The sequence below is a fragment of the Psychrobacillus sp. FSL W7-1457 genome (genome assembly GCF_038593405.1).
Lineage (GTDB): Bacteria > Bacillota > Bacilli > Bacillales_A > Planococcaceae > Psychrobacillus.
Map to the genome: position 1 here is coordinate 2,452,863 of NZ_CP151993.1, position 25,270 is coordinate 2,478,132.

The window sequence follows — 25,270 nt, forward strand, 5'->3', positions numbered from 1 at the left end:
CTCTTCCTTATGATTCTTTTCTGTCTCTCTCCTCAATCATCCCGCTCACCTGCTGACCACTTAGTGTAACCATAGGCATACCGCCACCTGGATTCACTGTGCCACCTACAAAGTATAGATTATCGTAAAGCTCACTATGTTTAGTATTCTTAAATCCGTGATTTTTCTTTTTCGAGGAAACTGTTCCATAAATAGAACCTCGATGGGAATAATACGTACGTTCAATGTCATGTGGTGTCCACATATCCTCCGTGACAATATGCTGTCGAAGCCCTTCCAATCCCATTTTTTCAAGCTTAATCAATACTCGTTCTCTTAGCTCTAAATAATCGTTATCCGTAAAGGGCTTATCTTGTATATAAGGAATATGAGGTAATATTTTTATATTTTCATGTCCAGGAGGCGCCTGACTTGGGTCTGTTTTATTTGTATTTACCAAATAAATCGTTGGATCATCAGGTAGCTCATAGCGATGGAAAACCTGATCCATTTGTTCTTTCAAGTTATCCGAAAAGAAAAAGTTATGGTGAGCTAATTGAGGATATTTTTTATTAACCCCTAGATGTAATACTAAACCCGAGCTTGAAGGTTCAAACTTATTTTCTAGCTTTTCTACATAGGCTGGCTCTTCTTCTAGTAACTTTTCATATGCTGGAATTACCTCCATATTAGAGATAAAATAATCTGCACTAACTCTTGTTCCATCGGCAAGCTCTGCAGAAGCAATACGCTTGGCTCCGTCTCTATGTAATTGCTTTACCTCTTTTCCAGTGTGGAAGGATATGCCAAGCTCCTTACCAAGCTTCACCATCCCACGGGCGATTCCATGCATACCTCCTGGAACATACCATACACCCTGTGCATGCTGCATATAAATCATCATATTTAATACTGCGGGTGCATCATACGGAGATGAGCCAACATACTTAATAAAGTAAGAAAGCATAATTCTTAAATTAGGATTGCTTATTCTCTTTTTTATCCCATCATACATAGTAGAAAAATAATCAAAGCCTTTTAGTGACTCTATGAATCCATGCTGCTTAAACACGTCCATGGTGTTATCTAATCCTTTGCCTAAATACCCTTCTTCTGTTACTTCATATATTCTTTTTGCATATAGAAGGAATTCCTCATACTCTCGTATATCCTTTGCTGACAAGTTCATATTTTCTTTTGCCATCTTTTCGAGATTCCCGTATAAATCAATAGTTGTTCCATCTGTAAAAAAGGAACGCCACTCATGTTCTAATCTAAATGTCGATATATAATCCGACATATTACGGTCACTACGTGTAAATAGTCGGTTAAAGATATGTGGCATGGTAAGAATAGAGGGTCCTAAATCAAATCCAAAACCATCTTGTTCTAGTCGATTTAGCTTTCCGCCTAGATGATTGTTTTTCTCATAAAGGGAAACAGAATAACCTGCCTGTGCCAATGAAATAGCCGCAGATAATCCACCTAATCCCCCACCTATTATTACGACAGTCTTTTGTTTTTCTACCATTATGAAAGCACCTTCCTATTCACTACAAAACGAGCTGCCTGATGGATTTTTTGCATCTCAATTGGTGAAACATAATTTTTTACATGAAAACAATCATAATTATTTTTTCTCACCGCATTTAATATTCCCCGATAAACCTTTGCTGCTAGTAATACCTGAAAACGACTATCCTCATCAAAATAAAAGATAGAATGAAAGAAATTGTCGTACAACTCCTCCGCATGTTGCGCTAGGGATTCCCAAATGCGAATAAAACTGGAGTTAATAGTGGCATTCTTTAAATGATCCGCGCTGTATAACTCTGAAGCTAAAAGAGACTGAGGTATATAAATTCTATTTTTTATCTGGTAATCTTCGCCGATGTCTCGCAGAATATTCGTAATTTGCATAGCTATACCGAGGCTAATAGCCTGCTCTGTTAAATCTATGCTACTGCCTTGTGCAAGGACAGGCAAAAGCATTAAGCCAACTGTTCCAGCTACATAATAGCTGTATTTCTCCAATTCCTTAAGCGTCATTGGTTCAGTAAAATTTATATCCATCCGCTGACCCTCCAATTGCTCATAAAAGGGTTCAATGCTCATGTTATATCTATTAAATACGTCCCGAAGTGCTAGCCACATTGGATGTTGAATTTCTTCCCCTTTCTCAAAAAGCTGCAGCTCCATGATTAAGCGTTCTAGCTCTTCCTTTTGTCTAACCTTGGAACCATTCTCATCGACACTGTCATCTGCTCTCCTGCAAAAAGTATAAATAGCAAATACAGCATTCGCTTTGTCCTCTGGCAGCTGACTAAAAGCGAAATAAAAGCTCTTCGAGTTCTTTTTAATGATTTCTTCGCAATACCGATAGTAATCCTTTACCGTTGTATCCTGTTTTCTCACCAAATCCTTCGCCTCCTTCTAATATTTATAGGACTTGCGCATCCTCTCTCATAGCCTGCTAATAACAATAGCTGGACAATAATTGGAGTAAGCGAACAAGATTTTCATAGTTTCACTTTTTTAATTGGTCACAAGTTCTGGAAAGCCCGCTTTATTTTTTTCTTTTATACCATCATCCAATAACAGTTCTTCGGTTGCGATCTTAGCAGAGAGTAAGACGATAGGCACTCCTGCTCCTGGATGCGTGCTACTTCCAGTAAAATATAGATTTTCACAGTTTTTTGCTTTACTCTGTGGACGCATATGGTTGCTTTGCGTCAGTGTTGGCTGTAGACCAAAGCAAGCACCGTTATATGCATTAAATTTCGACTCAAAATCTAATGGAGTCATATACGTTTCAGAAACAATTTCCTCTTCAATATTTTCTAACCCTTTAACATTCTTTAGAGAATCCATTACTTTTTTCCGATAATATTGAACCGTTTCATCTGTCCATTCATACTTCGAGGAAGATAGCTCAGGAACTGGCACAAGAATATAAAGCCCGTCCTTTCCTTCTGGTGCAAGACTAGGATCTAATTTAGAGCCTACGTAAACATAGAAAGAAGGCTGCTCCAACTTGTTCCCATCAAAAATATCAGTGAGGTTCTTCTCTAACTCTTCAGTGATAAAGAAATTGTGTACATTGTCCAGTTCATCGTATTTTCGATCCATACCTAAATACATCACGAAGCAGGAACAGGAATATTTCATACTATCTATTTTTTTATCCGTATACTTTCCTTTGGATTTAGTATCCTTGACTAAATTTTTCATTGCATAAGGGAAATCAGCATTGCACATAACAAAATCAGAAAGAACTTCTTTTCCTTTTACTCGGATACCATAAGCCTGTTGATCTTTTATAAGCACCTCATCTACAGATGCATTGTAATAAACTTTGCCACCTAGTTCCTTAAATAACCGCTCCATTGAGGAAGCCATTGTATACATTCCACCTTTGATAAACCAAACTCCATAGAGCATTTCTATCATTGGGATAATTGTGTATAAAGAAGGTCCATTGTATGGCGACACTCCTATGTATAACGTTTGAAAGCTGAGAATTTGCTTTATGCGTTCATTTTTTACATACTTCCCGATAAAATGGTCTGCACTATCAAACGTTTTTAACTTAAGCATTTGACGAATCGTATTTGGATTATAAAAATCAGTGAAGTTACGGAAAGGTCTCTGAAGAAAATGATTTTTTGCTACAAGATAACGTTGGTAAATTTCCTGAAGATAGTTTAAAAAGCCTTTTGAATCTTCCTCTGATATATTCTCTAGCGTCTTCATAAGCTCTACCAAATCAGAAGAGATGTCGTATTTTTCCTCCGCCTTTGCTCCGAAGTAAGTTGAATACATCGGATCAATTTTTTGCATAGGGATGTAATCGTCCGGATCTCTGCCCGTCAACTCAAATACTTCCCTATATAGCTCAGGCATCATCACAATACTCGGCCCAAGATCAAATTGATAACCATCCATGTCAATTCGATTCATTTTGCCACCTGGTAAAGCCTCCTTTTCATATAACTCCACTTCATATCCAGCATGCTGAAGGCGAATGGCACTTGCTAATCCAGCTACCCCTGCTCCAATAACTACTACTCTCTTTTTACTTTTTGGCATTATTTATTCTTCCTCTCCGTCAAATATTGTCTTTATCCTACAAACGTTATTTGTTTTAATTATTCACAAACATTATACAAAAGTCAATCAATTTGTATAACCTTTATTTGTTTTACATTATACAAACATTATATAAAATTATTTCTTTCTATTATAAAATTAAAAAAACCCCCTTGTGCTCCTTTAGCACAAGAGGGTTCTATACTATGATTTATTATTCACTTTTTTCGTGAATTATTTTTTTGTGTCGCTTGATCAGCCTTTTTAAATTCCTGCTGATACAAAACTTCTTGAGTTGATGTTAAACCATTGTCTTTTACAGTTAATTGCTCATGTGGCGGTTTACGGTCTGGCATCATACCACTCCTTTCAAAGTATATTATTATGTTGTTCTTTGAAAGGAGAGATATACTACATCATGCTAATTTTAAAAAAGTATAATAATCCTGTCAGGGATATGTTATCCAACTTTTACTTATATCATGCACTTCAGCTATTAATCTTGTTTTAATTCAACATTATCGAGCAACGTACGAACTTCATCCGTTGACTTTGTATTCATCAATTGATTTCTTAATTCACTTGCCCCTGGGAAGCCTTTAACATATATTTTGAAGAAACGATGAAGTGCCGAGATGGAGCGTGGCAATTCCTCTGCATATTTGTCCTGTAAATCCAGCTGCAACCTTAAAAGGTCAAGGTATTCCTGTGTACTATGCTCTTTTGGCTCTTTTTCAAATGCAAACGGATTTTTAAAAATACCGCGTCCAATCATAACTCCATCCACGCCATATTGTTCTACTAGCTTAAGCCCTGTTTCTCTATCAGGGATATCACCGTTTATAGTTAAAAGCGTGTTTGGCGCAATACGATCACGTAGCTTTTTAATTTCTGGAATCAGCTCCCAATGTGCGTCAACTTGGCTCATTTCCTTTCTAGTACGTAAATGAATAGAAAGGTTCGCAATATCTTGTTCAAGAATATGCGTTAGCCATTCTTGCCATTCATCTATTTCTGTATATCCAAGTCTTGTCTTCACACTTACTGGCAATCCACCAGCTTTTGCTGCTTCTATAAGTTCAGCTGCTGTGTCTGGACGAAGAATTAGACCGCTGCCCTTTCCTCTTGTTGCTACATTCGGTACAGGACAGCCCATATTTATATCAATACCTTTAAAACCTAGCTCAGCCATTCCGATACTCATTTGACGGAAAAATTCGGGTTTATCTCCCCAAATATGCGCAACCATTGGCTGTTCGTCCTCAGTAAAAAGTAATCTTCCGCGCACACTTTTTTGGCCCTCTGGATGACAATAGCTCTCCGTGTTTGTAAATTCCGTAAAGAAGACATCAGGTCTACCTGCTTTACTAACAACTTGACGAAAAACTACATCTGTCACATCTTCCATTGGTGCAAGTACAAAAAAAGGTTTAGGCAATTCCTGCCAAAAATTTTTAGTCATATTTATATTCCAACCCTCTCGTAATGGGATTCATCTTCAACCACAGATCCCAGTGTTATTAAAAATTATGATTTAATTTACATATAAAAAGTTATTGCACATATAAAGAGAGCTATAAAGATCTCGTTTGGCTAGGCAATAAAGTCATTTTTATAGTATAACCTAGCTTTTTCAATTTATCTTCATACATGTTTCTCTTATAAAGATTTTCATTTTGCAAGAAGTAAATTTGGTAGTTCTGCTCTTTATTTATTTCGTTTAGTGACACATTTAAAACAAGGAGTCAAAAGACAGAAAAAATGCCCCAAACCCCTTTATATAAAAGGATTTGAAGCACTTTTAGTTAGGTTCAAACTTCGATCACCTGAACCAATCTACGTCCCAGGAGAGATTCGAACTCCCGACCGACGCCTTAGAAGGGCGTTGCTCTATCCAGCTGAGCTACTGAGACAATATTTTCTTTCCGAATTAAAATACTGGAAAGACAATATTTATTATCATGTATATTTGATTTATTGTCAAGGGTATTAATCATTTTTTATAAATTAATAAGGAAAAAAGAACATTATTTCCTATCCTATCCCCTTATTTCCTACAGAAGAAGCAATTAAGCTATTCAATTGTTTCTTTAAATGCTTTTCTCCCTGTATAAACTTTATTAACTTCTATCGTTATACTGCTAATAGAGCTTTCTGTCAAAGGAACTTTGCCATCCTTCTGTACTTTTTTCCAATTCTTCACATCACTTCTATATAAATATTCTGATAGACGATAAATATCCACGTCTTTTTCCAGTCCTTCTAAATAGGTTTCTTCGATTTCTTTTTTAATTTGTTTCTTCACAAATTGTCGAATCTCTTTCTCTGTAATCTTCCCCTCAAAGCTACTTAGTAAAGCATTCATATTTAATTTTACTTCAAATTTCACTTCGTCGCCTTGTACTTTAGGTTTTACTTTTATTTTGAGATTATCTATCGTAATCGAAACAAACTTATCGTTACGAGGAATCGTAATTTCCCCTTTTTTTGTTTCCTTAGTCATCCATTGTAATCCATTAATCTTTTCACCTGAGATAAAACCTTTAAATTCGTCTGGAGTAACGACACCTACCCCCTCGAATTTCGGTAGTTTATCTTTTTCTTTTTCATTCTCCCAATTATCGTCTATTTTCACATAGGGTATGTTTACTTCGTAACTAGGTTCATTTAAACGGATAACAAGCTTCCGAAAATCTATTGGTTCTACATAGGACTCTTGTTGGTATGAACTCATAGGATCGGCTAGTTTAAGTCTAGTCATGGCACTGTTAAAAAGAGGATTTAATAACATGATTTCACCGATAGGATCTTTCGTTGTATATACCCACGTTTGATATCTAATCTCTCTAAATCTTAAAAAGGCGTTAATAACAATATTAGCTCTTCCTTCTTTCAGTGCTTCCTCAGAAAGAACCATATACGTCATATGTCCCCAGAAAAGCTTCAAATCCATTGATTTGTATAATTCGAAGAATGCCTCTTCTATGGTGTCACCTTTAGCCTTTCCAACTTCCACCTGAATAGCATCCTGGTTTGGTTGCTCAGTCTTTGCAATATTGATGAAGTCGATGATTTGAGCATGTATTTCATACTTATCCTCTTTATAATCTATCCCTATTGCATAGATGTATCGTATTCTATTTGGTTCATCCACATCCCAGCAGCTGGTAAGTAGAGGTAGAACTAAGCAAAGAATGCACAACTGTTTAGTTATTCTCTTCATCATCTTCTCCTCCAATTCGAGTAGAATCCTGAGGACTTAAAGCATGTGGGCGCTCTTTATAGTTTTTGGGTGCTGACCTTATAAGCGACTTTTTAATGGTAGCCCAACTCAAATCGGTTGCAATATTCATATATGGAACTCCAAATATTCTAATACTTGATAAATAAAGAAGTAAAAAATATAAAGAAATAAAAAACCCAAACAATCCTAATATAGAAGTAATCAGTATGAGTATGATTCGAACTATACTTACAGCTGTGACAAGCGACTGATTCACTAAAGTGAAGGTAGCGATGGTAGATATAGCTATCACCACAATCATGGCGGGGCTTGTTAAACCTGCTCTTATAGCTGCATCCCCTACAATTAGGCCTCCTACCACACTAATGGTTCCTCCGATTACAGTTGGCAATCGTAAGCTTGCCTCCCTAAATAACTCGAACATAACTAGCATCGTCAGCATTTCAAGGGCTGAAGGCAACGGAAGTCCAGAATTATTTTGAACAACAGTGGCTAGTAATTGAAAGGGTAGTTGGTCCTGATGAAAAGTAGTAAGCGCTAGCCAAAAGGCAGGTAAGGCTAATCCTATCATTAGACCAATTATTCTCAGCACTCTTTCAGCACTACTAAAAGCCATCGGATATTCTACGTCTTCCCCTGATTTTAATAGCAAAAATAAGTTGACTGGGGTTATTACTACATAAGCCACGCCATCAACTAGAATAAGAAACCTTCCCCTTACCAAGGCTTGTACAGCAAAATCTGGCCTTCCAGTATAATCATTTCTAGGGAAGATGGGAGATTTTTTATTTATTTTTTCCAGCAAAAGTTCTCCACTAAAAACAATATCAATATCAACTTCCTTTAATTGACTCATAATATCCTTTAGGATGTCCTTGCTAGCAATATCATCCATATAAAGTACAGCAACTGTTGTCTTTGATCTTTTTCCTAGTTCCAGTTTTTCCACATTCAAGGAGTTTGTAGGTAATCTTTTTCTTATTAAAGCAATATTAACCGAAATATCCTCAATAAAATTATCCCTTGGCCCCTTAATAAGTACTTCCATCCTGGATTCCTCAGGACTTCTATTAGGCTTTTTAGCAATATTACTTGAAAATGTTAGATTTTCATTCTCAATATGAAGAATTAGATAACCATTAAATATTCTAGTGATTATATCTTCTTTTGCCTCTACCTTTTGTAAATCTGGTATATGAAGCTTATTCAAAATGAACTCCTCAAGTGGTTCCTCGCCAACCTCAGTGCACATTTTTTGTATCCGAGGAACAATGGTTTCATTTAGTAGTTGGAGATCGGTCATAGCATCACAGGTAATGAAATGGACTTTATATTTCCCATAGTTATACAACTGAAAAATGACATCTTCATTCTTCTTGAATAGTTCCTTTATTGTGTGAAGATTTAGTATCCCCTCCGGTGATTTCACTTTGTTTATCTCCTTTCCTACGTTTTTTCTCTTTTTTAGTTGTTTTTTTATGAAAGAAAGCTATCAAGAACAGGAAGATTGATACGAATAAAAAGAACACGAACGTAGTTATCAGAAAGTAGTTACCTTTAATGTAAAGAAATAAGTTGTCGTTTATTACCGTTAATATCATACAAATGATAAAAAACGCTGGGGCTAAGATGAACCATACAGACTTCTTTTTATTCATTTTAAGAAGGTCAACTGTGATGAATAAGAGAAGTCCAACACGTATAAAGGCCCCGGTTAACCATTGGTAGATGGAAAAAAAGTCTAGATGTTCAATGAACTGCCCAATGGTAACTAAACTCCATTCCTCATATGCCGGATAATTTTGTTCGGCTGCCTCGTGAGGTCCAAACTCTGTAATAGCCCCCAATAATGGACCTAAGGTTAGCCCCATTAACAAGAACAGAATGATTGCAAAATGGAACCATCTCATTTTGTCCTTAATATGTTGTTGTAAAAAGAGAAGTAGTATTAGCTCGATATAACCTGCAGCAGGAAAAACACTGGCTTTTAGCACTGGCTCCCAGCCATGCTCCAAAAAAGGTCGTAGTAATGAATAATCCTTCACTTGAATATTCACAAAGGCTACAAAAAAACCTAAAACTAAAACACCAAACAAGACCATGACATTTACAATGGCAATAGTTTGAATACTGCTAGTTGCTAATAGGATGCACAAAACGATATAAATTATTAATAAGACGATAATGGAGGTGGTAGGCAAGAAGGTTGTTTTCACCCATTGCATCGCTTCACGCATTGTAAAGGCCGCCAATACGAACAGATAGATCCCTACTACGTAACGAAAAATTGTACTAGTTTTGGGACCTGTTGCCTCCTGAAGCCACTCCAACAATGGCCTCTGTTTAGCTTGCTTATAAATATAAACAAGTATAAAAATCCAGAAGCCCATGATTACTGCAGCCAATATGACAGAAATCCACCCATCTCTACCTCCTACCTCTAAAATAGGAGGTAGAATAGTGACATGATTTTTTAATCCAATCATAGTCATGGATAAAGCAACAACGTGTAAAATACTTATTGGACCGACTTTTTTCAAATTCATACCTTCTAACGTTTTATAATACTTTATAGTTTTGACAACTTTTAAAGTGTTTATAAGGTAAAATAGATATAAATTGAGAACTATCCATAAATAAACTAAGTGGAGTTAAAATAGGATGTGTTTTTTCGAAATCGATAACATCCTGATACAACTTATTACTAGAGAAATTTATCTTTACGCAGAGATAACCTTCGAGCTAAGGATTGCTCTAAAACAAAAAAGGGTTAAGATAAAATTCACCGAAAATAAAAAGCCTCGCAAACTTTACTAGGTCGTAAAGTTTGCGAGGCTTTAATTACAATTATTTATAGTTTTTTATTACAGCGGATGCTTACCAGGATAAGGATATCTCCCAAACAACTACAATGGGGTATTTCTTACAAGAAATAAGCTACCTAAAAAAACGTGAAATCAAGTTGACCGATTTCACTTTTTTTTATTGATAGACTAGCTATGTCCCAGTCTCTATTCTTATTCAACTACTGAATAGTTTCCGTGCTCCATGGAAATCACATATTCAGGCTTCGGTGGTTTTCCACCGTGCTCTTTAATTTTATTTTTGTGACCAGCGATATGTTCAGGGCTCTTTTCCCATGCTTTCCATGCTTCTTCCGATTCCCAACGAACGATCATAATGACTTCTTCTTCACCGCGACGAACATTTTTTACTAATAGCTCACGGCCGATAAATCCTTCTCTTTGCTCTATTAGAGATGGCCCTTGATCAGGCTTTTTCTTAAAACGCTCTAATACCTTCACTGAATTTCCTTCTGTTAATGTCCATTTGCGAATTTGTACGAACATTGTCATCCCTCCAAATTATAACGATTGTATGTAATATCTCTCTTATTACTCTTCTAATTCGTCCACTCTAATCTGTTGACTTGGTTCGTCAACTTCTACTAATTCAAATAACTGGGCAAATTCATCCATTAACATTTCCACAGCTTTCAGCTCCCCCACTAACACCGAGTTTACTGACTGCAGCTCTGGAGTAGCGAGCTGTTTTTTTAGAGAATTCGATTTCGTCTGCATTATTTCATAGAAGGCCAAAGCTCTTCCCCGACGAAATGTTTTTGCTCCACGTCTTTTTCCATTTCCTCTATACGAACCATTTTGTTCTTCACAGTGATTAGAGATTCTTTCTCTATGGGAATCATTTTTCATTTTTCATTCCCCTTCTGTATACATTTGTATACTTAAAATTGTATACCGATGTATACAATTTGTCAATTAGAAGTAATAAAATATACTAAATAGTATACCAATTTCCATTTAATCCACGCTAAAGTATATTATTCACCATCACCTAAAAAAAACGCCTTAAATCCTTAATATTAAGGGGCTTAAAGCGTTTTTTTAGATGGTTAAAACTTATTCTAAACCTTGATACGACTCATCTGTTTACTTTTGTGCAATTAATTCTCTTTAACTGAAGCATCTACTGTTTCGTTATTAAAGTAGTTATTATACTTGTCCATATCAAGACGACCTTCCCATTTCGCCATGACTAATGCTGCTAATGTATTACCACATATGTTAACTACTGTACGCATCATATCTAATAGACGGTCAATTCCAAGAATGAAGGCTAGCCCTTCTAAAGGAATACCTACTGCACCGAGTGTTGAAAGAAGCACCACAAATGATACTCCCGGCACACCTGCTATGCCTTTCGATGTGACCATTAACGTTAAAACTAAAATAATTTGATCTGTTAAAGACAAATCAATATTGTACATTTGTGCAATGAATAATGCTGCAATTGCTTGGTATAAAGTAGAGCCATCTAAATTAAACGAATAACCTGTTGGAATAACAAATGACCCAATATCTTTTGGTACACCTGCTTTTTCTGTTTTCAGCATAATACGCGGCAATACAGTTTCAGAGCTTGCAGTGGAAAATCCTAATATGAGCTCATCTTTAATCATTTTGATAATGCGGAACATGCTTAACCCAACAATTTTAGCCGTAATGCCCAATACAACTACAATAAAGAAAATCATCGCAAAATAAACTAAAATCATTAGTTTCCCTAATGGAATTAAAGAAGATAACCCAAATGTGGAAACAGTTGTTGCAATTAATGCAAAAACACCAATTGGCGCAAATTTCATAATTAAATTCGTTACCCAGAACATCGCGTCAGCTACACCATGGGCCAATGCTAACACCGGTTTACCTTTATCGCCAATAGCTGCAACCCCTAAACCAAACAATACGGAGAAGAAGATGATTGGCAACATGTCCCCCGCTGCCATGGAGGAGACAATATTTGTAGGTACAATACCGACAATTGTATCCATTATGGTATGATCTTCATTTGCCATTTCTTCCGACGTTTCAACATACGAAGAAATGTCTCCTTTTGTTAACTCATTCATATCGACACCGCTACCAAATTGCGTTAGGTCAGCTAACAATATACCTAAAATAATAGCAACTGTTGTAATGATTTCAAAATAAATAAGTGTTTTAACACCTAGTTTTCCAACTTGTTTTAAAGAACCTTGACCGGCTACACCAACAATTAATGTCGAAACAATAATTGGGACTACAATCATTTTAATCATATTCATGAAAATCGTTCCGAATGGAGTGATGTATTTTAAAATATTATCGTTTCCATAAAATATACCGCCAACAATAATACCTAAAATCAACCCGATTAAAATTTGCCAAGCTAGACCAATTTTTATACGCTTGCTCATTTCTTTTAATACCCCCTCAATACTGTAGTTAAAGAATAAATTATCTTAAAATAATATATAGTTTTTCATTATACTAGAATAGAAACGAAAAGTTAAGTTTTTAAATACTATATAAATAATTGGTAAGAATAATTTAATTCTTTCGATTATAAAAAAATGTATCAACGGATGATATTGACATCATCAACAGTTAGTACCGCAAATAAATTAGAATGCCCTACTGGAAAAGTTGCGGTTATTTTAATGTTTTAGTTAATGGACCAAACATAATCTGACTGTATAGGAAAGAAGGCTATTTGCGAGGTTCTTTGCTAGGACACCTTGTAGTTTTGGAGCTAGTAATACATGATTCAAATGGGGTATCAAGCTTTCAAAGAGTTTACTCCTACTGCAATGCTTAGGAATTTTAGTTGTAGTAATTGCTGCGGTTTCTCATGAAGCCTCTTATTGTTATGGCAATTGGCAATGACTTTAATACATATGCACACCAAACAATTATTGAAAATTATGTTTATTATGTAATTGTTTAAATACATTAATCGTTGAATGATAAGCTTCTTATTGTTTAAAAATTACGGAAGTCGACAACTCGTAGAGTTTACCCAAGCTAGAATTGGAATCATCCCATGAAATGTAGATTTTGAATAGTAAAAGGGTCTGATCTGAATTAACTCTCTGGTCAAACCCAAGAATAAAAAGCACCTCAAACCCTTGAAAATAAAGGATTTGAGGTGCTTTTTAGTTCATTAAAATTATTTTTGAACCCATTTACGTCCCAGGAGAGATTCGAACTCCCGACCGACGCCTTAGAAGGGCGTTGCTCTATCCAGCTGAGCTACTGAGACCAAGTACTCCCCCACCACACAGATAGGAAAGACAAGATTTATTATATAATGATAACAAATGAATGTCAACACTACTTTAAAAATTGAAAGAAACTTCTTCTATTAGTTTATGATCAGAGGAGAAGAATAGAACTTGCCAACTATCTTTTTGTATCTCGATAATCGAATAGCTTTTTTCCTTACGTCCCCTTGGCTGATGAAGACTACCAGGATTGACAAATAAAATGCCATTTTGAAGTTCTGCTCCAAGCAAATGTGAATGGCCGAAGCAGACAACCGTCGCTCCAACTTCCTGCGCCCTATAATTTAGAGGCAATAACGTGGATTTGACTTGATGACGATGGCCATGAACTATTAAAATGGTTTGGTCTTCCAACGAAATAATTTTTTCCTCTGGAAAGCCAAGATCATAATCACAATTCCCTTTAACAACAGAAACAGGTTTGTCTTCAAAATAGGAGGCCTCTAACTCACTATCTCCACAGTGAATGATTGCATTGACCTTACCGGAATATAAACGGATTACCTCTTCCATAGCCATTATATCGTTATGCGTATCACTCATGACTAAAAGCTTCATCGAACAGCCACCACCCTTATAGTAAATCAGGTAATTTTAACTTCAATTGCTTAATAGCATTTCCACGGTGAGAAATAGCCCCTTTTTCTTCTGCAGATAATTCGGCCATCATTTTATTCTCGGACGGAACAAAGAAGACTGGGTCATAGCCAAAACCGTTATTCCCTTTTCTTTCTTGAGCGATAACGCCTTCGCATGTTCCTCTGACTGTGAATGGTTTCATCGTAGGAGATGCCACTGCAATCACACAAACAAAGCGGGCACTTCTTTCGGATTCTTTTGCGTTTTTAAGCTCTTCTAACAGTTTGGTGATGTTTGCCTCATCACTCTTCTCTTCTCCCGCATAACGCGCAGAATAGACACCAGGACGACCGCCTAAGGCATCTACTTCAAGGCCGCTGTCATCCGCAATTACTATCGATTGTAAATGCTCAGCTAACGCAGTCGCCTTTAACAAGGCATTTTCTTCAAAGGTTGTACCTGTTTCCTCAACATCCATTTCTTTTGCTACGTCATGTAGGGTTAGCACTTCGTATCCAAGGGGATTAAATAATGCTTCAAAATCCTTTGCTTTCCCCTTATTTTTAGTTGCAATAATTATTTGTTTCATGTTCAAATCATCCTTTCTCATCAATTTTAGAAGCTAAATCTCCTAATGCCGCTCGTTGGATATCCATTAACTGCTGGATCCCAGCTTCACCATACTCTAGAAGCTCCAATAGCTCAGTTTTTGAGAAAGTTGCTTCTTCGCCCGTACCTTGAAGCTCAACGTACTCACCACTGCTAGTTTGTACTATATTCATATCCACGGTTGCGGAAGAGTCCTCTACGTAATTTAAATCTAACACTACTCCAATTTCATCAACTATTCCTACACTAGTAGCAGCTAGGTATTGACGTACGGGAAACTTAGGAAGCTGCTTTTGCTCGTAAAGCTTTCCAAGTGCAATTGTCAACGCCACAAACGCTCCAGTTATACTAGCAGTTCTTGTCCCTCCATCAGCTTGGATGACATCGCAGTCAATCCAAATTGTTTTTTCCCCTATTACTTCGAGGTCTACTACCGATCGCAATGCTCGTCCTATTAGACGCTGTATTTCCATCGTACGACCAGTAACCTTCCCTTTAGACGATTCACGCTGTGTACGTGATTCTGTGGCGCGTGGAAGCATAGAATATTCTGCTGTAATCCAACCCTTGCCTTGTCCTCTTAAAAAAGGAGGCACTCGATCTTCAATTGTTGCATTACAAATAACTTTGGTATTACCTACCGTGATTAATACCGAACCTTCTGGGTGCATTAAATAATCTGTCTCGATTGTTACCTTTCGCAATTGCTTTGTTTCTCTTCCATCAAATCTAATCATATATGTCTCCTTTTTATGTACCTGAACAGAAGAAAACCCCGCTATTTGAGGATTCTCTTAACAGGGTTAATGAAATGAAATTGTCCGTATATCTGCATTCGACAAGTTTAACCATTTTTCGACAATTGTTTTAAAGATTGGCACCGAACCGGTCGTATAGAAAATCGGTTCTTTTTGTATCTCAGTTGGATTGCGTAAATGATGATAATCTAAGTACTCCAAAACATCCTGGGCGGTTTCTTCAGCTGATGATAGTACATTTACATGTTCACCAACTGCATCCTCAATATGCTTTTGCAATAATGGATAATGCGTGCAACCAAGGATGACCGTATCAAAATGCTCTGATTTTAAGGGCTGCAAGGCTTCAAAAACCATTTTTCTCGCAAAGTCACCCTCATATTCATTACTCTCAACAATTGGAACAAAAGTAGGGCATGCAAGCGGAATGATTTTACTAGATGTATTCAGAGCTGCAATCGCTTTTTCATAAGCCCCACTTTTAATTGTACCGCTTGTACCTAACACTACAATTTCATTTTTTTTCGTTGCTTTAATAGCCGCTCTTGCTCCCGGGAAAATAACACCTATCACAGGGAAAGGCATTTTCTTACTCAAGGAGTTTAGAGCTACTGCTGTCGCAGTATTACATGCTATTACAAGCATTTTAATCTTCATTTTAGATAAGGCAATTGCCATTTGCCAAGTAAATTTACGAACTTCTTCACTAGTTCTAGGTCCATAAGGACATCTAGCTGTATCACCAATATAAATAATTTCTTCGTTTGGGAGTAGATGCATAATTTCTTTTGCAACTGTCAAACCTCCCACACCAGAGTCTATCACACCGATTGGGGCTTTCACGTCAATTCCTCAGTTCTTTTTCATCTCAAGATGTAATTTTGCTAATAAAGTTGATAATGTTTGTGCTTCATCTTGGTCAAACTGTTTCAGCACATCTTTTAAGTATTGCTGTCGTTTGTCAATTACCTCTTCGATGATACGCTCGCCTTCTTTTAATAAATGTATTCGTACAACTCGACGATCTTGCTCATCTCTTACTCGCTGTACGAGTTCACTTCTTTCCATTCGGTCAATTAAGTCCGTAGTTGTACTAAAAGCTAAATACATTTTATTAGATAAATCCCCGATTGTCATGTCTCCAATCTCAAATAGCCACTGAAGAGCTACAAATTGGGGAGGCGTTATCGTATAAGAATTTAAGATTTGTCGCCCTCTTTGTTTGATAATCCCTGAAATATGCCGTAGTTCTTTTTCTAAAAAAGCAACATCCTCGTGGTTTAGTTCCACTTGGTTCTTTTCTTCTGCCATGAATCTCACTCCTCAAAACAATAAGTCCTCTTATTATTGTGACTTGTTCTGAGGAAAATGGCAAGGATTCAAATCAATTCAATGATAATTCGCCTAGTCTTAATAGTTCAACAATTGCTTGAGATCTACCAGATACGCCTAATTTTTGTATCGTGTTAGATATATGGTTTCGAACTGTTTTTTCACTAATAGACAGCTGAATTGAAATGTCTTTTGTAGAATTGTCTTCTACTAATAATTGAAATATTTGACGCTCTCTGCTCGTCAAAATTGATCTTTGCTGATTACCATCGTACAATGCCATAGCCCCCTATCCACTCTCCTACTAACGTATGTAGCAAAGGGATGGTAGGTGACGGCTAGTAAATACTCTTTTGAAAAACTTCTTTTTCTTGTTCGGTCCATTTTGCAGATTTTCCCGTTTTCTTATCAATTTGTACGATACTGCCTCTTCCAGTAAACACTATATCCCCTTTTGTATTCTTTGCCATGTAATGGATATCAACCGAAGAACTACCAACGGAATTGGCTTTTACATAAATGTGGAGCTTCTCATCAAAAAATACCTGTTTCTGATAATCACATTGTAGATCAGCAACTACTGGTATCTTTTCTCCTTTAGGATTAAGCCAATCATTCATAAGCATAACCTTTTTAAAGTATTCAATACGAGCATATTCAAAGTAAGTGAATGGTACCGTATTGTTTAAGTGCCCATACATATCTGTTTCTGAAAAACGCACACTGACCTCCGTATAAAAAGAAAATCCCTTTTCCCATGCTTCTATGTCTTCTATGTATCCTGCTCTCATATAATAATCCCCTTTGTATTTAAAATGAATATCCACTTAAAAATGAATAACGATTCATTTATTATATCAGAAAATTTAAAATCCATCTAACAAATTATTAGTGAAAGGAATTAACATTTCATGAAGTTTCTTTGTCATATTTTGACGAACGGACAATACTTGAAAAAAGCCTTAAACGCCGACGGGAATTTTCCAATAAAAAAAAGCCCAGAATTTGCATTCTGAGCTTTTACATTTTTATTAGTCTACCATGTTGTCGCTTCCGAAGAAGTTTCTAAACATTTGAACTGTAGTATCACGGTTTAATGCAGCGATAGAAGTTGTAAGTGGAATACCTTTTGGACATGCAACTACACAGTTTTGTGCGTTACCACAGTTTGCAAGGCCTCCATCTCCCATGATCGCATTTAAACGCTCGTCTTTGTTCATAGCTCCAGTTGGATGCGCATTAAACAAACGAACTTGTGAAAGCGGAGCTGGTCCGATAAATGAAGCATTATCATTTACGTTTGGACAAGCCTCTAAACATACACCACAAGTCATACATTTAGACAATTCATAAGCCCATTGACGTTTACGTTCTGGCATACGTGGACCTTCTCCAAGGTCATAAGAACCATCAATTGGAACCCATGCTTTAACTTTTTTCAAAGCATCAAACATACGGCTTCTATCTACTTGAAGGTCACGTACGACAGGGAAAGTGCTCATAGGTGCTAATGTAATCGGTTGAGTCAATTGATCAATAAGTGTTGAACAAGATTGACGTGGACGACCATTAATAACCATTGAACATGCACCACATACTTCCTCTAAGCAGTTCATGTCCCATGTTACAGGAGTAGTAGCTTTACCATCTGTGTTAACTGGTCTTTGACGAATTTCCATTAATGCAGAAATTACATTCATATTTGGACGCCAATTTACTTCGAATTTTTCCCAGTAGGGTTTGGATTCAGGAGTATCTTGACGGTAAATTTCTATTTGAACCTTTTTGGTTTCTGTTGCCGTCACCATGATTATTTTGCTCCTTTCGATGATGAGTAATCACGTTTACGAGGAGCAACAAGAGATATATCAATATCTTCATAATGAATAATTGGAGCCCCTGTAGCTGGATCAAACTTAGCCATAGTAGTTTTCATGAATTCTTCGTCATTACGTTCTGGGAAATCAGGTTTGTAATGTGCTCCACGGCTTTCATTACGTTGAAGTGCTCCTAACGTGATAACACGTGCTAAGTATAACATATTTTTCAATTGACGAGTAAATGATGCACCTTGGTTAGACCAACGTTGTGTATCATCCATGTTAATGTTTTCGTATCTTTCCATTAACTCTTGAATTTTTCTGTCAGTTTCCTCTAGCTTGTCGTTGTAGCGAACTACTGTTACGTTATCAGTCATCCACTCACCTAGCTCTTTATGTAAAAGGTAAGCGTTTTCTGTACCTTTCATAGCTAGTGTTTGCTCCCACTTCTCTTGCTCAAGCTTCACTTCATTTTCATAGATAGAATCATCTAAGTCTTCTGCATGAGTGGAAAGCCCTTTCATGTATTTAACAGCATTAGGACCAGCCACGCTTCCACCAAATACAGCTGAAAGTAATGAGTTAGCTCCTAAACGGTTAGCTCCATGTTGAGAATAGTCACATTCGCCAGCAGCAAATAGACCAGGGATGTTCGTCATTTGATCATAATCTACCCATAATCCACCCATTGAATAATGAACGGCAGGGAAAATTTTCATAGGAACTTTACGAGGGTCGTCCCCAGTAAATTTTTCATAGATTTCAATGATTCCACCAAGTTTTACGTCTAATTCATGTGGATCTTTATGAGAAAGATCTAGATATACCATGTTTTCGCCGTTAATACCTAATTTTTGATTAACGCAAACGTCAAAGATTTCACGAGTCGCGATATCACGTGGTACTAGGTTACCGTAAGCAGGATACTTTTCTTCTAGGAAATACCAAGGTTTACCGTCTTTGTATGTCCAAATACGACCACCTTCACCACGAGCTGATTCTGACATCAGACGAAGCTTATCATCTCCAGGAATTGCCGTTGGGTGAATTTGGATGAATTCTCCGTTTGCATAGTAAGCGCCTTGTTGATAAACGATACTTGCTGCAGATCCTGTATTAATAATAGAGTTAGTTGTTTTACCAAAAATGATGCCAGGACCACCAGTAGCCATGATTACAGCGTCTCCACGGAAAGCACGGATTTCTGATGAGTTAAGGTTTTGCGCTTTAATACCGCGACAAGTTCCTTCATTGTCTTTGATAATACCCAGGAATTCCCATCCTTCGTATTTTGTTACTAGACCTTCTACTTCAAAGCGACGAACTTGTTCGTCAAGCGCATAAAGTAACTGTTGACCAGTTGTTGCACCAGCAAATGCTGTACGGTGCATTAAAGTTCCTCCAAAACGACGGAAATCTAATAGACCTTCTGGTGTACGGTTGAACATAACTCCCATACGGTCAAACAAATGAATGATTCCTGGAGCAGCGTCTGCCATTGCCTTAACAGGAGGTTGGTTTGCTAAAAAGTCTCCACCATAAACAGTATCATCTAAATGAACTGCAGGTGAATCCCCTTCACCTTTTGTATTTACAGCCCCGTTAATACCGCCTTGTGCACATACAGAGTGTGAGCGTTTAACAGGAACTAATGAGAATAGATCTACTTGTGTGCCTTCTTCGGCAGCTTTCATTGTTGCCATTAATCCGGCTAATCCACCGCCGACAACAATAAGTTTATTTTTTGCCATGCTATTTCACTCCTTAAATTTATAGTAGCTTAGGTGTAGAAGGGTCTTATACGAATGCTAAAAGTGCTTGTACACCAACTACAGATAACGCTAAGAAGATTACTAATGTTACATAAGTTGAAATTCTTTGAGATTTTGGTGATTGAGTAATTCCCCAGCTTACAAGGAATGACCAGATACCATTAGCTAAATGGAAGGTTGCAGAAATTACACCTACAATATAAAAAGCTAACATCCATGGGTTAGATAAAATTTCATTCATCATGTTAAAGTTAACTTCCTTCGCTCCAATTGCAGCTTGGAATCGTGTTTCAAATACATGCCATGCGATAAACACAACAAGGAATATTCCAGTAAAACGTTGTAAAATGAATAACCAGTTTCTTAGAGTACCATATCTGTTAGGATTGTACTTAACAGTAAATGCAATATAGATACCATAGAATGCATGGAACAACAAAGGAATATAAATTACAAACACTTCCAGCATTAGTCTAAAAGGTAGACTCTCCATGAAATGTGATGCCGTGTTAAAGGCTTCTTCACCTCTTGTAGCAAAATGGTTTACTACTAAATGTTGCGCCAGAAATAATCCAACTGGAATAATACCAAGTAAAGAATGTAATCGACGCATGAAAAATTCGCGATCTTTCGACAAAACAGTAACCCCCCTCAAATTTCCAATTAGCGATGATTAAACTATAGCAATAGAATAATAAATCATCACATGTTCACACCTTCTTGTTACGAATTTATGACATATCCATTGTACTCTCAACATTTTAGAGCGTCAAGGTATGTTTCCTGATTTTATTCATCTTTCTGACACTCATCTATATAATGATTAGTTTATTTTTTCACAAAGTATTCTCTCCCAGTGAAAATATTTTATGCTAGAATAGATTATAGTTTTTATTTATCTTTGGAAAGAAGGGTTGCTGTTTGAATGAAAGAGAACATTCACATGTAACTTCCTTTGGATATGAAATAATAAGAGATCACGTGCTCACTTCTATTCTCGGAAAACATGAAAAAGAAATATTGTACTGGGCAGGTAAGGACCTTGCTCGAAAGTTTCCACTCTATTCAATGGAAGAAGCCATCTCTTTCTTCCAAGAGGCTGGCTGGGGAAGGCTGGAGTTAGATAAAACATCAAAAGATTCGGCCCATTACACACTTGAAACATACAATCTTCCTCAAAGTGGAATCAATAGATGTCACCGATTAGAGGCTGGCTTTCTCGCAGAGCAGAAGCAAAAAATAGATGGCTATGAAACCGAATGCTATGATGAGTTTGTTAAAAAAACTGGATTGGTTACTTTCCATATTAAATGGGACTTAAAAAGTAAACGCTAAAGATACATAAAGAGGAGGATGGGGGCAACTTGCATCTTCCTCTCTTTTTTTAACTTAAGCTTTGTTAAAGTTATTGGTTGATTTTGACTAACATTTCTTTTTTATAGTGACTGTAAACAATAAAAAAAGGGACATTCAAATGGCTATTAAGCTCTTTATCGATGCATTAAAGCTGTTCTCATTTATTGAATGGAGCGACAGACGGCGACTCCTGTGGGATGAGTGAGACAGATAAGACATTACAACCACGCGCGTAAGCGATGGGTGATGGCTTATCGCTCACCCCACGGAAACATACTAACATTAGTAGTACAAACCAAAGGCCATGGTTTGTGCTACTATTTTTTTATAGTAGAAGTGAAGAAAAGCCGCCCGGACGCTGGGATCTTTGAATCCGTATCGGAAACCGGCTAACTTCACAACCCTATTAGAATCAGTTTAGTATGTTGGATCCTTAGAGACCGTGTAAGAAAAGGGAATCGTTAGGGCGATGTGAAGACTTCTATGGCTAAATAAAAGGAGGAGAAACACATGACACATGTGGTAGCGTTTGATGTCAGTAAGGGAAAAAGCACCGTAGTGATCTACAACCAATACAAACAATGTGAGTTTGAAGGGGAAATTCTCCACAACCGTTCTTCTTTTGAGGAATTAGATGGCACCCTTTGTGATCTAACCGTTCGTGGCCAGGCACCTGCAATCGTTTTCGAGGCGACCGGGTCGTACTCCAAGCCGCTTGAAAGGTTTCTCCAAGACCGTTCGTATGCCTATTGCTGTATCAATCCCCTGGAGGCTAAAATCCAGATGACCAGGTTGCGAAGGCAAAAGACGGACAAGGGGGATGCCCATGAATTGGCCAAGTCCCATTTCAAGGAGGAACGCAGGGAGACCCATCAGTCAGCGGAGGATTATTATGACCAGATGCGTGCCCTCACCCGTTACTATGAAGAGGTCAATGCGGAAGTAGAACATGTGTTTAACCGGATGCATGCTATCTTACAACTTAGTTTTCCAGAACTAGAAAGCTTTTGTTCGACTAGCTCGGTTCTTTTCCTGAACATCGTACAAGCATATCCACACCCTGATGAGGTGCTCGATTGTTCTAAGACGATTCTGCGCAATCGTCTAAAGAAAAGTACCGGAAAAAATATCTCGGTCAAACAGGCAGAGGAAAAGAGTCTGACCTTGATAGAGCTGGCAAAGAACTCCTATCCTGCAATCAGCCGTAAGGATGTGCGATGCGAGCAGCTAAGAGATTATGCCAAGAGAATTATTGAACTGAAGGCGAAGAAAGCACGGTTGGTCAAACAGATGGATGACCTTTCGAAAGACCGAAAAGAATATCAAATCCTGCTTTCTATTCCGGGGATCGGAAAAGTCACAGCCGGCAGGATCATCGGCGAACTGGGGGATATCAGCCGCTTCCACAACCATAAGCAATTAAACGCCTACGTGGGGATAGATATGATGAGGTATCAGTCAGGGACCATTTACAAGAAAGACAAAATCAATAAGCGAGGCAACAAAAACCTCCGAAGGATCTTGTTCTATATGATACAGACGATGCTTTCGTGGAGGAAAAAGAAAAAGAACCACCTGGTGGAGTATTATGACAAATTAAAAACGCAACCCCAGAGAAAGCCTCATAAGGTTGCGAGTATCGCGTGTGTGAATAAGTTTTTGAAGATGCTTTTCCACCTCATTCAACACGACTTAATGTACGATTACGAAAAGGCTACGACCATTTTGTAACCGTTAGGTTGACTATACCATATTTGGCCTAGTAAGAAAAAGCAATTTAAGCTAGGTCTATTTAGTATGCGGAAATTTAGTTTGGTTGGGGAGGGGTACCCCTCCCCAACCAAACTAAATACCTAAACTCCTAAAATAAAGATATAAATACTTGACTAAGGGTAAGAAAGCGTCCGGCTGGCGCGGAAATCAATTTCTACACTCTGATTTAAAGATTTCTTTACACATAAATCAACCCTACCCTTTAACATAGCCTTAACTTATTACTTAATTTATAGCCAAATCAAATTCATCATGGAGTGCATTCGCTGCTTGAATCATATTGCCTTGAGGCACTACAACTGAAACCTTTATTTCTGAGGTACTAACCATTTTAACTGGTATGTTTTCCTTGCTTAATCGGTCGAACATTTGTGCAGCGACACCAGGATTAGATACCATCCCTGAACCTACAATAGATACCTTAGCTAAACCCACCTCAAAATCTGCAAAGGTAAAACCTAGATTCTGTTTCTTTTTCTCTAAAACGTGAATTGCTTCCGAAAGAGATTCTTTTTTTATAGAAAAGGAAACGGTAGGCTTCATTCCTTCGACAATCGACTGGACAATAATATCTACATCAATATGGTTATTGGCAAGGGTAGTAAATATGGAAGCGAGTGAACCATTAAAAGGCACTGTATACTCAATCGTTAAACGTACTATATCTGATTCAAAAGCTACCCCTCGTACTACTAAATTATTCTCCACATCTACTTCCTCCTTTAAAATGGTTCCTTCCGTTTCTTCATAGCTTGAACGTACTCGTAATGGAATCTTATAGTTCTTTGCAAATTCCACTGCTCTAGGGTGCAGTACTCCAGCTCCTAAATGAGCTAACTCCAGCATCTCATCATATTCTAGCTGTTCTAGTTTTCTTGCATGAGATACGTAGCGTGGATCTGACGTATAAACGCCATCTACATCCGTATAAATATCACAAATGTCTGCTCCGATAGCTGCAGCTATGGCGACGGCTGTAGTGTCTGACCCTCCTCTTCCTAAAGTAGTAATCTCCCCTAATTCCGACATACCTTGAAAGCCGGCCACAATTACTACGCGATTAGCCATTAAATGCTCATTTATCTTCTGGCCATCCAATTGTTTTATTTTTGAATTTCTATGTACTTCATCTGTAACTATTCCAGCTTGCCAACCCGTCAACGATAACGTCTCCACTCCAAGTGAATTTAACTGAATAGCAAGTAAGGACATAGTTACTTGTTCTCCTGTAGCAAGCAACATATCCATTTCTCTTTTTGTTGGATTGTTAGTGATTTTACTAGCCATTTCCGCTAAGTCATCTGTTGTTTTTCCCATGGCAGATACAACTACGACGATATCATGTCCTTTCTCCTTTTCTAGTTGTACCCTTTTTGCTACGTTACCAATTAACTCCATGGAGCCTACAGAGGTTCCGCCAAATTTCATCACAATTTTACTCATTTACCTATCTCCCCTTTATCTCCTTGAGCGGACAACAAGAAAAGCGCAAGCGCCTATCCCTGCCCCGAGGGGCAAGGCGCTGGAGCTAGACATCAACTTATCCACAGGTTCATAATCTTATAATTTCCTAAACAATAAAAAAAGCTTCCCACATATTTGCGGAAAGCTAACTCTTCTCATACACGGTCAAAAATGATTGCCCATGTGAGATAGCCCTCCAGAATATATATTCTGACAGTCCTGCATCTCTTAAATACAGAACCAACATAGGAAAGGAAAAGCTTTTCTATGTTTCGGCGAACAACCCTTTCCTAATCGGTCGTAGGATCTTTCATCCTCTCGATTAGTACTCTTGCAATTCGCACCTCTATCTTCACTGTTTGAATAGT

General features: G+C 37.4%; 24 protein-coding genes, 2 tRNA genes and 1 riboswitch. Of the genes, 2 read left to right on the forward strand and 24 right to left on the reverse strand.

Translation table 11 applies throughout. The features are described from left to right. Positions 1-7 precede the first annotated feature (7 nt). From crtI (NSQ95_RS11925) to NSQ95_RS12035, 23 genes are all read right to left on the reverse strand, one after another. On the reverse strand, positions 8-1,510 hold the full coding sequence (gene crtI / locus NSQ95_RS11925; RefSeq protein ID WP_342559684.1) for a phytoene desaturase family protein: 1,503 nt from the start codon (positions 1,508-1,510) through the stop codon (positions 8-10). Then, complete coding sequence (locus tag NSQ95_RS11930; protein ID WP_342560811.1) at positions 1,510-2,394, reverse strand: phytoene/squalene synthase family protein; 885 nt, start codon at positions 2,392-2,394, stop codon at positions 1,510-1,512. Before NSQ95_RS11930 ends, crtI (NSQ95_RS11925) begins: the two co-directional genes overlap by 1 nt. Before the next feature lie 120 nt (positions 2,395-2,514). Then, entirely contained in the window at positions 2,515-4,068 is a 1,554-nt protein-coding gene (gene crtI, locus NSQ95_RS11935; RefSeq protein WP_298471648.1) for a phytoene desaturase family protein, read from the reverse strand. 218 nt (positions 4,069-4,286) lie between these two features. Next, positions 4,287-4,424, reverse strand: coding sequence for a YfhE family protein (locus NSQ95_RS11940; protein WP_251553420.1), 138 nt, complete (start codon positions 4,422-4,424; stop codon positions 4,287-4,289). 140 nt (positions 4,425-4,564) lie between these two features. Continuing rightward, a complete protein-coding gene (locus tag NSQ95_RS11945) occupies positions 4,565-5,530 on the reverse strand; it encodes a tRNA-dihydrouridine synthase (protein WP_169361004.1) in 966 nt (321 codons plus the stop codon). Between the two features lie 377 nt (positions 5,531-5,907). After that, a tRNA-Arg gene (locus tag NSQ95_RS11950) sits at positions 5,908-5,981 on the reverse strand. Between the two features lie 161 nt (positions 5,982-6,142). Then, complete coding sequence (locus NSQ95_RS11955) at positions 6,143-7,291, reverse strand: Ger(x)C family spore germination protein (RefSeq protein WP_342559685.1); 1,149 nt, start codon at positions 7,289-7,291, stop codon at positions 6,143-6,145. Beyond that, positions 7,275-8,741, reverse strand: a complete 1,467-nt coding sequence (locus tag NSQ95_RS11960) for a spore germination protein (RefSeq protein WP_342559686.1) — start codon at positions 8,739-8,741, stop codon at positions 7,275-7,277. Before NSQ95_RS11960 ends, NSQ95_RS11955 begins: the two co-directional genes overlap by 17 nt. Continuing rightward, positions 8,680-9,852 carry an endospore germination permease gene (locus NSQ95_RS11965; protein WP_340883097.1) on the reverse strand — a complete coding sequence of 391 codons (1,173 nt, stop codon included), beginning with the start codon at positions 9,850-9,852 and terminating at the stop codon, positions 8,680-8,682. The genes NSQ95_RS11960 and NSQ95_RS11965 overlap by 62 nt, the downstream gene beginning before the upstream one ends. Positions 9,853-10,329: 477 nt before the next feature. Continuing rightward, positions 10,330-10,662, reverse strand: coding sequence for an antibiotic biosynthesis monooxygenase (locus NSQ95_RS11970; protein ID WP_342559687.1), 333 nt, complete (start codon positions 10,660-10,662; stop codon positions 10,330-10,332). Positions 10,663-10,707: 45 nt separating this feature from the next. Next, positions 10,708-11,025 (reverse strand): hypothetical protein, encoded by a 318-nt coding sequence (locus NSQ95_RS11975; protein WP_340883095.1) that lies wholly within the window; start codon positions 11,023-11,025, stop codon positions 10,708-10,710. 251 nt (positions 11,026-11,276) lie between these two features. Further along, the gene (locus NSQ95_RS11980; protein WP_342559688.1) at positions 11,277-12,572 is read right to left on the reverse strand and encodes a cation:dicarboxylase symporter family transporter; all 1,296 of its coding nucleotides are present in this window, start codon (positions 12,570-12,572) and stop codon (positions 11,277-11,279) included. Between the two features lie 771 nt (positions 12,573-13,343). After that, a tRNA-Arg gene (locus NSQ95_RS11985) sits at positions 13,344-13,417 on the reverse strand. 76 nt (positions 13,418-13,493) lie between these two features. Next, entirely contained in the window at positions 13,494-13,997 is a 504-nt protein-coding gene (locus NSQ95_RS11990) for a metallophosphoesterase (protein ID WP_340883093.1), read from the reverse strand. A gap of 16 nt (positions 13,998-14,013) precedes the next feature. Then, positions 14,014-14,607 (reverse strand): XTP/dITP diphosphatase, encoded by a 594-nt coding sequence (locus NSQ95_RS11995; protein WP_342559689.1) that lies wholly within the window; start codon positions 14,605-14,607, stop codon positions 14,014-14,016. A 7-nt stretch (positions 14,608-14,614) separates the two neighbouring features. Beyond that, positions 14,615-15,364 carry a ribonuclease PH gene (gene rph, locus NSQ95_RS12000; protein ID WP_340883091.1) on the reverse strand — a complete coding sequence of 250 codons (750 nt, stop codon included), beginning with the start codon at positions 15,362-15,364 and terminating at the stop codon, positions 14,615-14,617. A 66-nt stretch (positions 15,365-15,430) separates the two neighbouring features. Beyond that, positions 15,431-16,228: a glutamate racemase gene (gene racE / locus NSQ95_RS12005; RefSeq protein ID WP_342559690.1), complete on the reverse strand. Its 798-nt coding sequence runs from the start codon at positions 16,226-16,228 to the stop codon at positions 15,431-15,433. Positions 16,229-16,237: 9 nt separating this feature from the next. Beyond that, positions 16,238-16,696: a MarR family transcriptional regulator gene (locus tag NSQ95_RS12010; protein ID WP_169360995.1), complete on the reverse strand. Its 459-nt coding sequence runs from the start codon at positions 16,694-16,696 to the stop codon at positions 16,238-16,240. A gap of 73 nt (positions 16,697-16,769) precedes the next feature. Next, on the reverse strand, positions 16,770-16,994 hold the full coding sequence (locus NSQ95_RS12015) for a LuxR C-terminal-related transcriptional regulator (RefSeq protein WP_225215939.1): 225 nt from the start codon (positions 16,992-16,994) through the stop codon (positions 16,770-16,772). A 61-nt stretch (positions 16,995-17,055) separates the two neighbouring features. Beyond that, positions 17,056-17,508, reverse strand: a complete 453-nt coding sequence (locus NSQ95_RS12020) for a thioesterase family protein (RefSeq protein ID WP_169360994.1) — start codon at positions 17,506-17,508, stop codon at positions 17,056-17,058. A 240-nt stretch (positions 17,509-17,748) separates the two neighbouring features. After that, positions 17,749-18,525, reverse strand: coding sequence for a succinate dehydrogenase iron-sulfur subunit (sdhB, locus tag NSQ95_RS12025; protein ID WP_205964149.1), 777 nt, complete (start codon positions 18,523-18,525; stop codon positions 17,749-17,751). A gap of 2 nt (positions 18,526-18,527) precedes the next feature. Beyond that, entirely contained in the window at positions 18,528-20,288 is a 1,761-nt protein-coding gene (sdhA, locus tag NSQ95_RS12030; RefSeq protein WP_251553408.1) for a succinate dehydrogenase flavoprotein subunit, read from the reverse strand. Positions 20,289-20,334: 46 nt separating this feature from the next. After that, the gene (locus tag NSQ95_RS12035) at positions 20,335-20,946 is read right to left on the reverse strand and encodes a succinate dehydrogenase cytochrome b558 subunit (protein WP_277347138.1); all 612 of its coding nucleotides are present in this window, start codon (positions 20,944-20,946) and stop codon (positions 20,335-20,337) included. Between the two features lie 284 nt (positions 20,947-21,230). Here NSQ95_RS12035 and NSQ95_RS12040 point away from each other — a divergent pair, with 284 nt between their 5' ends. Next, a complete protein-coding gene (locus tag NSQ95_RS12040; RefSeq protein WP_340883090.1) occupies positions 21,231-21,644 on the forward strand; it encodes a YslB family protein in 414 nt (137 codons plus the stop codon). A 531-nt stretch (positions 21,645-22,175) separates the two neighbouring features. After that, positions 22,176-23,396, forward strand: a complete 1,221-nt coding sequence (locus NSQ95_RS12045; protein WP_342559691.1) for an IS110 family transposase — start codon at positions 22,176-22,178, stop codon at positions 23,394-23,396. Between the two features lie 267 nt (positions 23,397-23,663). Here NSQ95_RS12045 and NSQ95_RS12050 read toward each other — a convergent pair whose 3' ends face one another. Then, complete coding sequence (locus NSQ95_RS12050; RefSeq protein WP_342559692.1) at positions 23,664-24,881, reverse strand: aspartate kinase; 1,218 nt, start codon at positions 24,879-24,881, stop codon at positions 23,664-23,666. A gap of 202 nt (positions 24,882-25,083) precedes the next feature. After that, positions 25,084-25,259: riboswitch (Lysine riboswitch) on the reverse strand. Positions 25,260-25,270: the final 11 nt, after the last annotated feature.

Coding starts and splice junctions, on each gene's coding strand:
- crtI (WP_342559684.1), bottom strand. CDS start 1,510: ATGGTAGAAAAACAAAAGACTGTCGTAATAATAGGTGGGGGATTAGGT.
- sdhB (WP_205964149.1), bottom strand. CDS start 18,525: ATGGTGACGGCAACAGAAACCAAAAAGGTTCAAATAGAAATTTACCGT.
- NSQ95_RS12050 (WP_342559692.1), bottom strand. CDS start 24,881: ATGAGTAAAATTGTGATGAAATTTGGCGGAACCTCTGTAGGCTCCATG.
- NSQ95_RS12045 (WP_342559691.1), top strand. CDS start 22,176: ATGACACATGTGGTAGCGTTTGATGTCAGTAAGGGAAAAAGCACCGTA.
- crtI (WP_298471648.1), bottom strand. CDS start 4,068: ATGCCAAAAAGTAAAAAGAGAGTAGTAGTTATTGGAGCAGGGGTAGCT.
- rph (WP_340883091.1), bottom strand. CDS start 15,364: ATGATTAGATTTGATGGAAGAGAAACAAAGCAATTGCGAAAGGTAACA.
- NSQ95_RS11975 (WP_340883095.1), bottom strand. CDS start 11,025: ATGAAAAATGATTCCCATAGAGAAAGAATCTCTAATCACTGTGAAGAA.
- NSQ95_RS11995 (WP_342559689.1), bottom strand. CDS start 14,607: ATGAAACAAATAATTATTGCAACTAAAAATAAGGGGAAAGCAAAGGAT.
- NSQ95_RS11980 (WP_342559688.1), bottom strand. CDS start 12,572: ATGAGCAAGCGTATAAAAATTGGTCTAGCTTGGCAAATTTTAATCGGG.
- NSQ95_RS11990 (WP_340883093.1), bottom strand. CDS start 13,997: ATGAAGCTTTTAGTCATGAGTGATACGCATAACGATATAATGGCTATG.
- NSQ95_RS12010 (WP_169360995.1), bottom strand. CDS start 16,696: ATGGCAGAAGAAAAGAACCAAGTGGAACTAAACCACGAGGATGTTGCT.
- sdhA (WP_251553408.1), bottom strand. CDS start 20,288: ATGGCAAAAAATAAACTTATTGTTGTCGGCGGTGGATTAGCCGGATTA.
- NSQ95_RS12020 (WP_169360994.1), bottom strand. CDS start 17,508: ATGAGAGCAGGATACATAGAAGACATAGAAGCATGGGAAAAGGGATTT.
- NSQ95_RS11945 (WP_169361004.1), bottom strand. CDS start 5,530: ATGACTAAAAATTTTTGGCAGGAATTGCCTAAACCTTTTTTTGTACTT.
- NSQ95_RS11955 (WP_342559685.1), bottom strand. CDS start 7,291: ATGAAGAGAATAACTAAACAGTTGTGCATTCTTTGCTTAGTTCTACCT.
- NSQ95_RS11940 (WP_251553420.1), bottom strand. CDS start 4,424: ATGCCAGACCGTAAACCGCCACATGAGCAATTAACTGTAAAAGACAAT.
- NSQ95_RS11970 (WP_342559687.1), bottom strand. CDS start 10,662: ATGTTCGTACAAATTCGCAAATGGACATTAACAGAAGGAAATTCAGTG.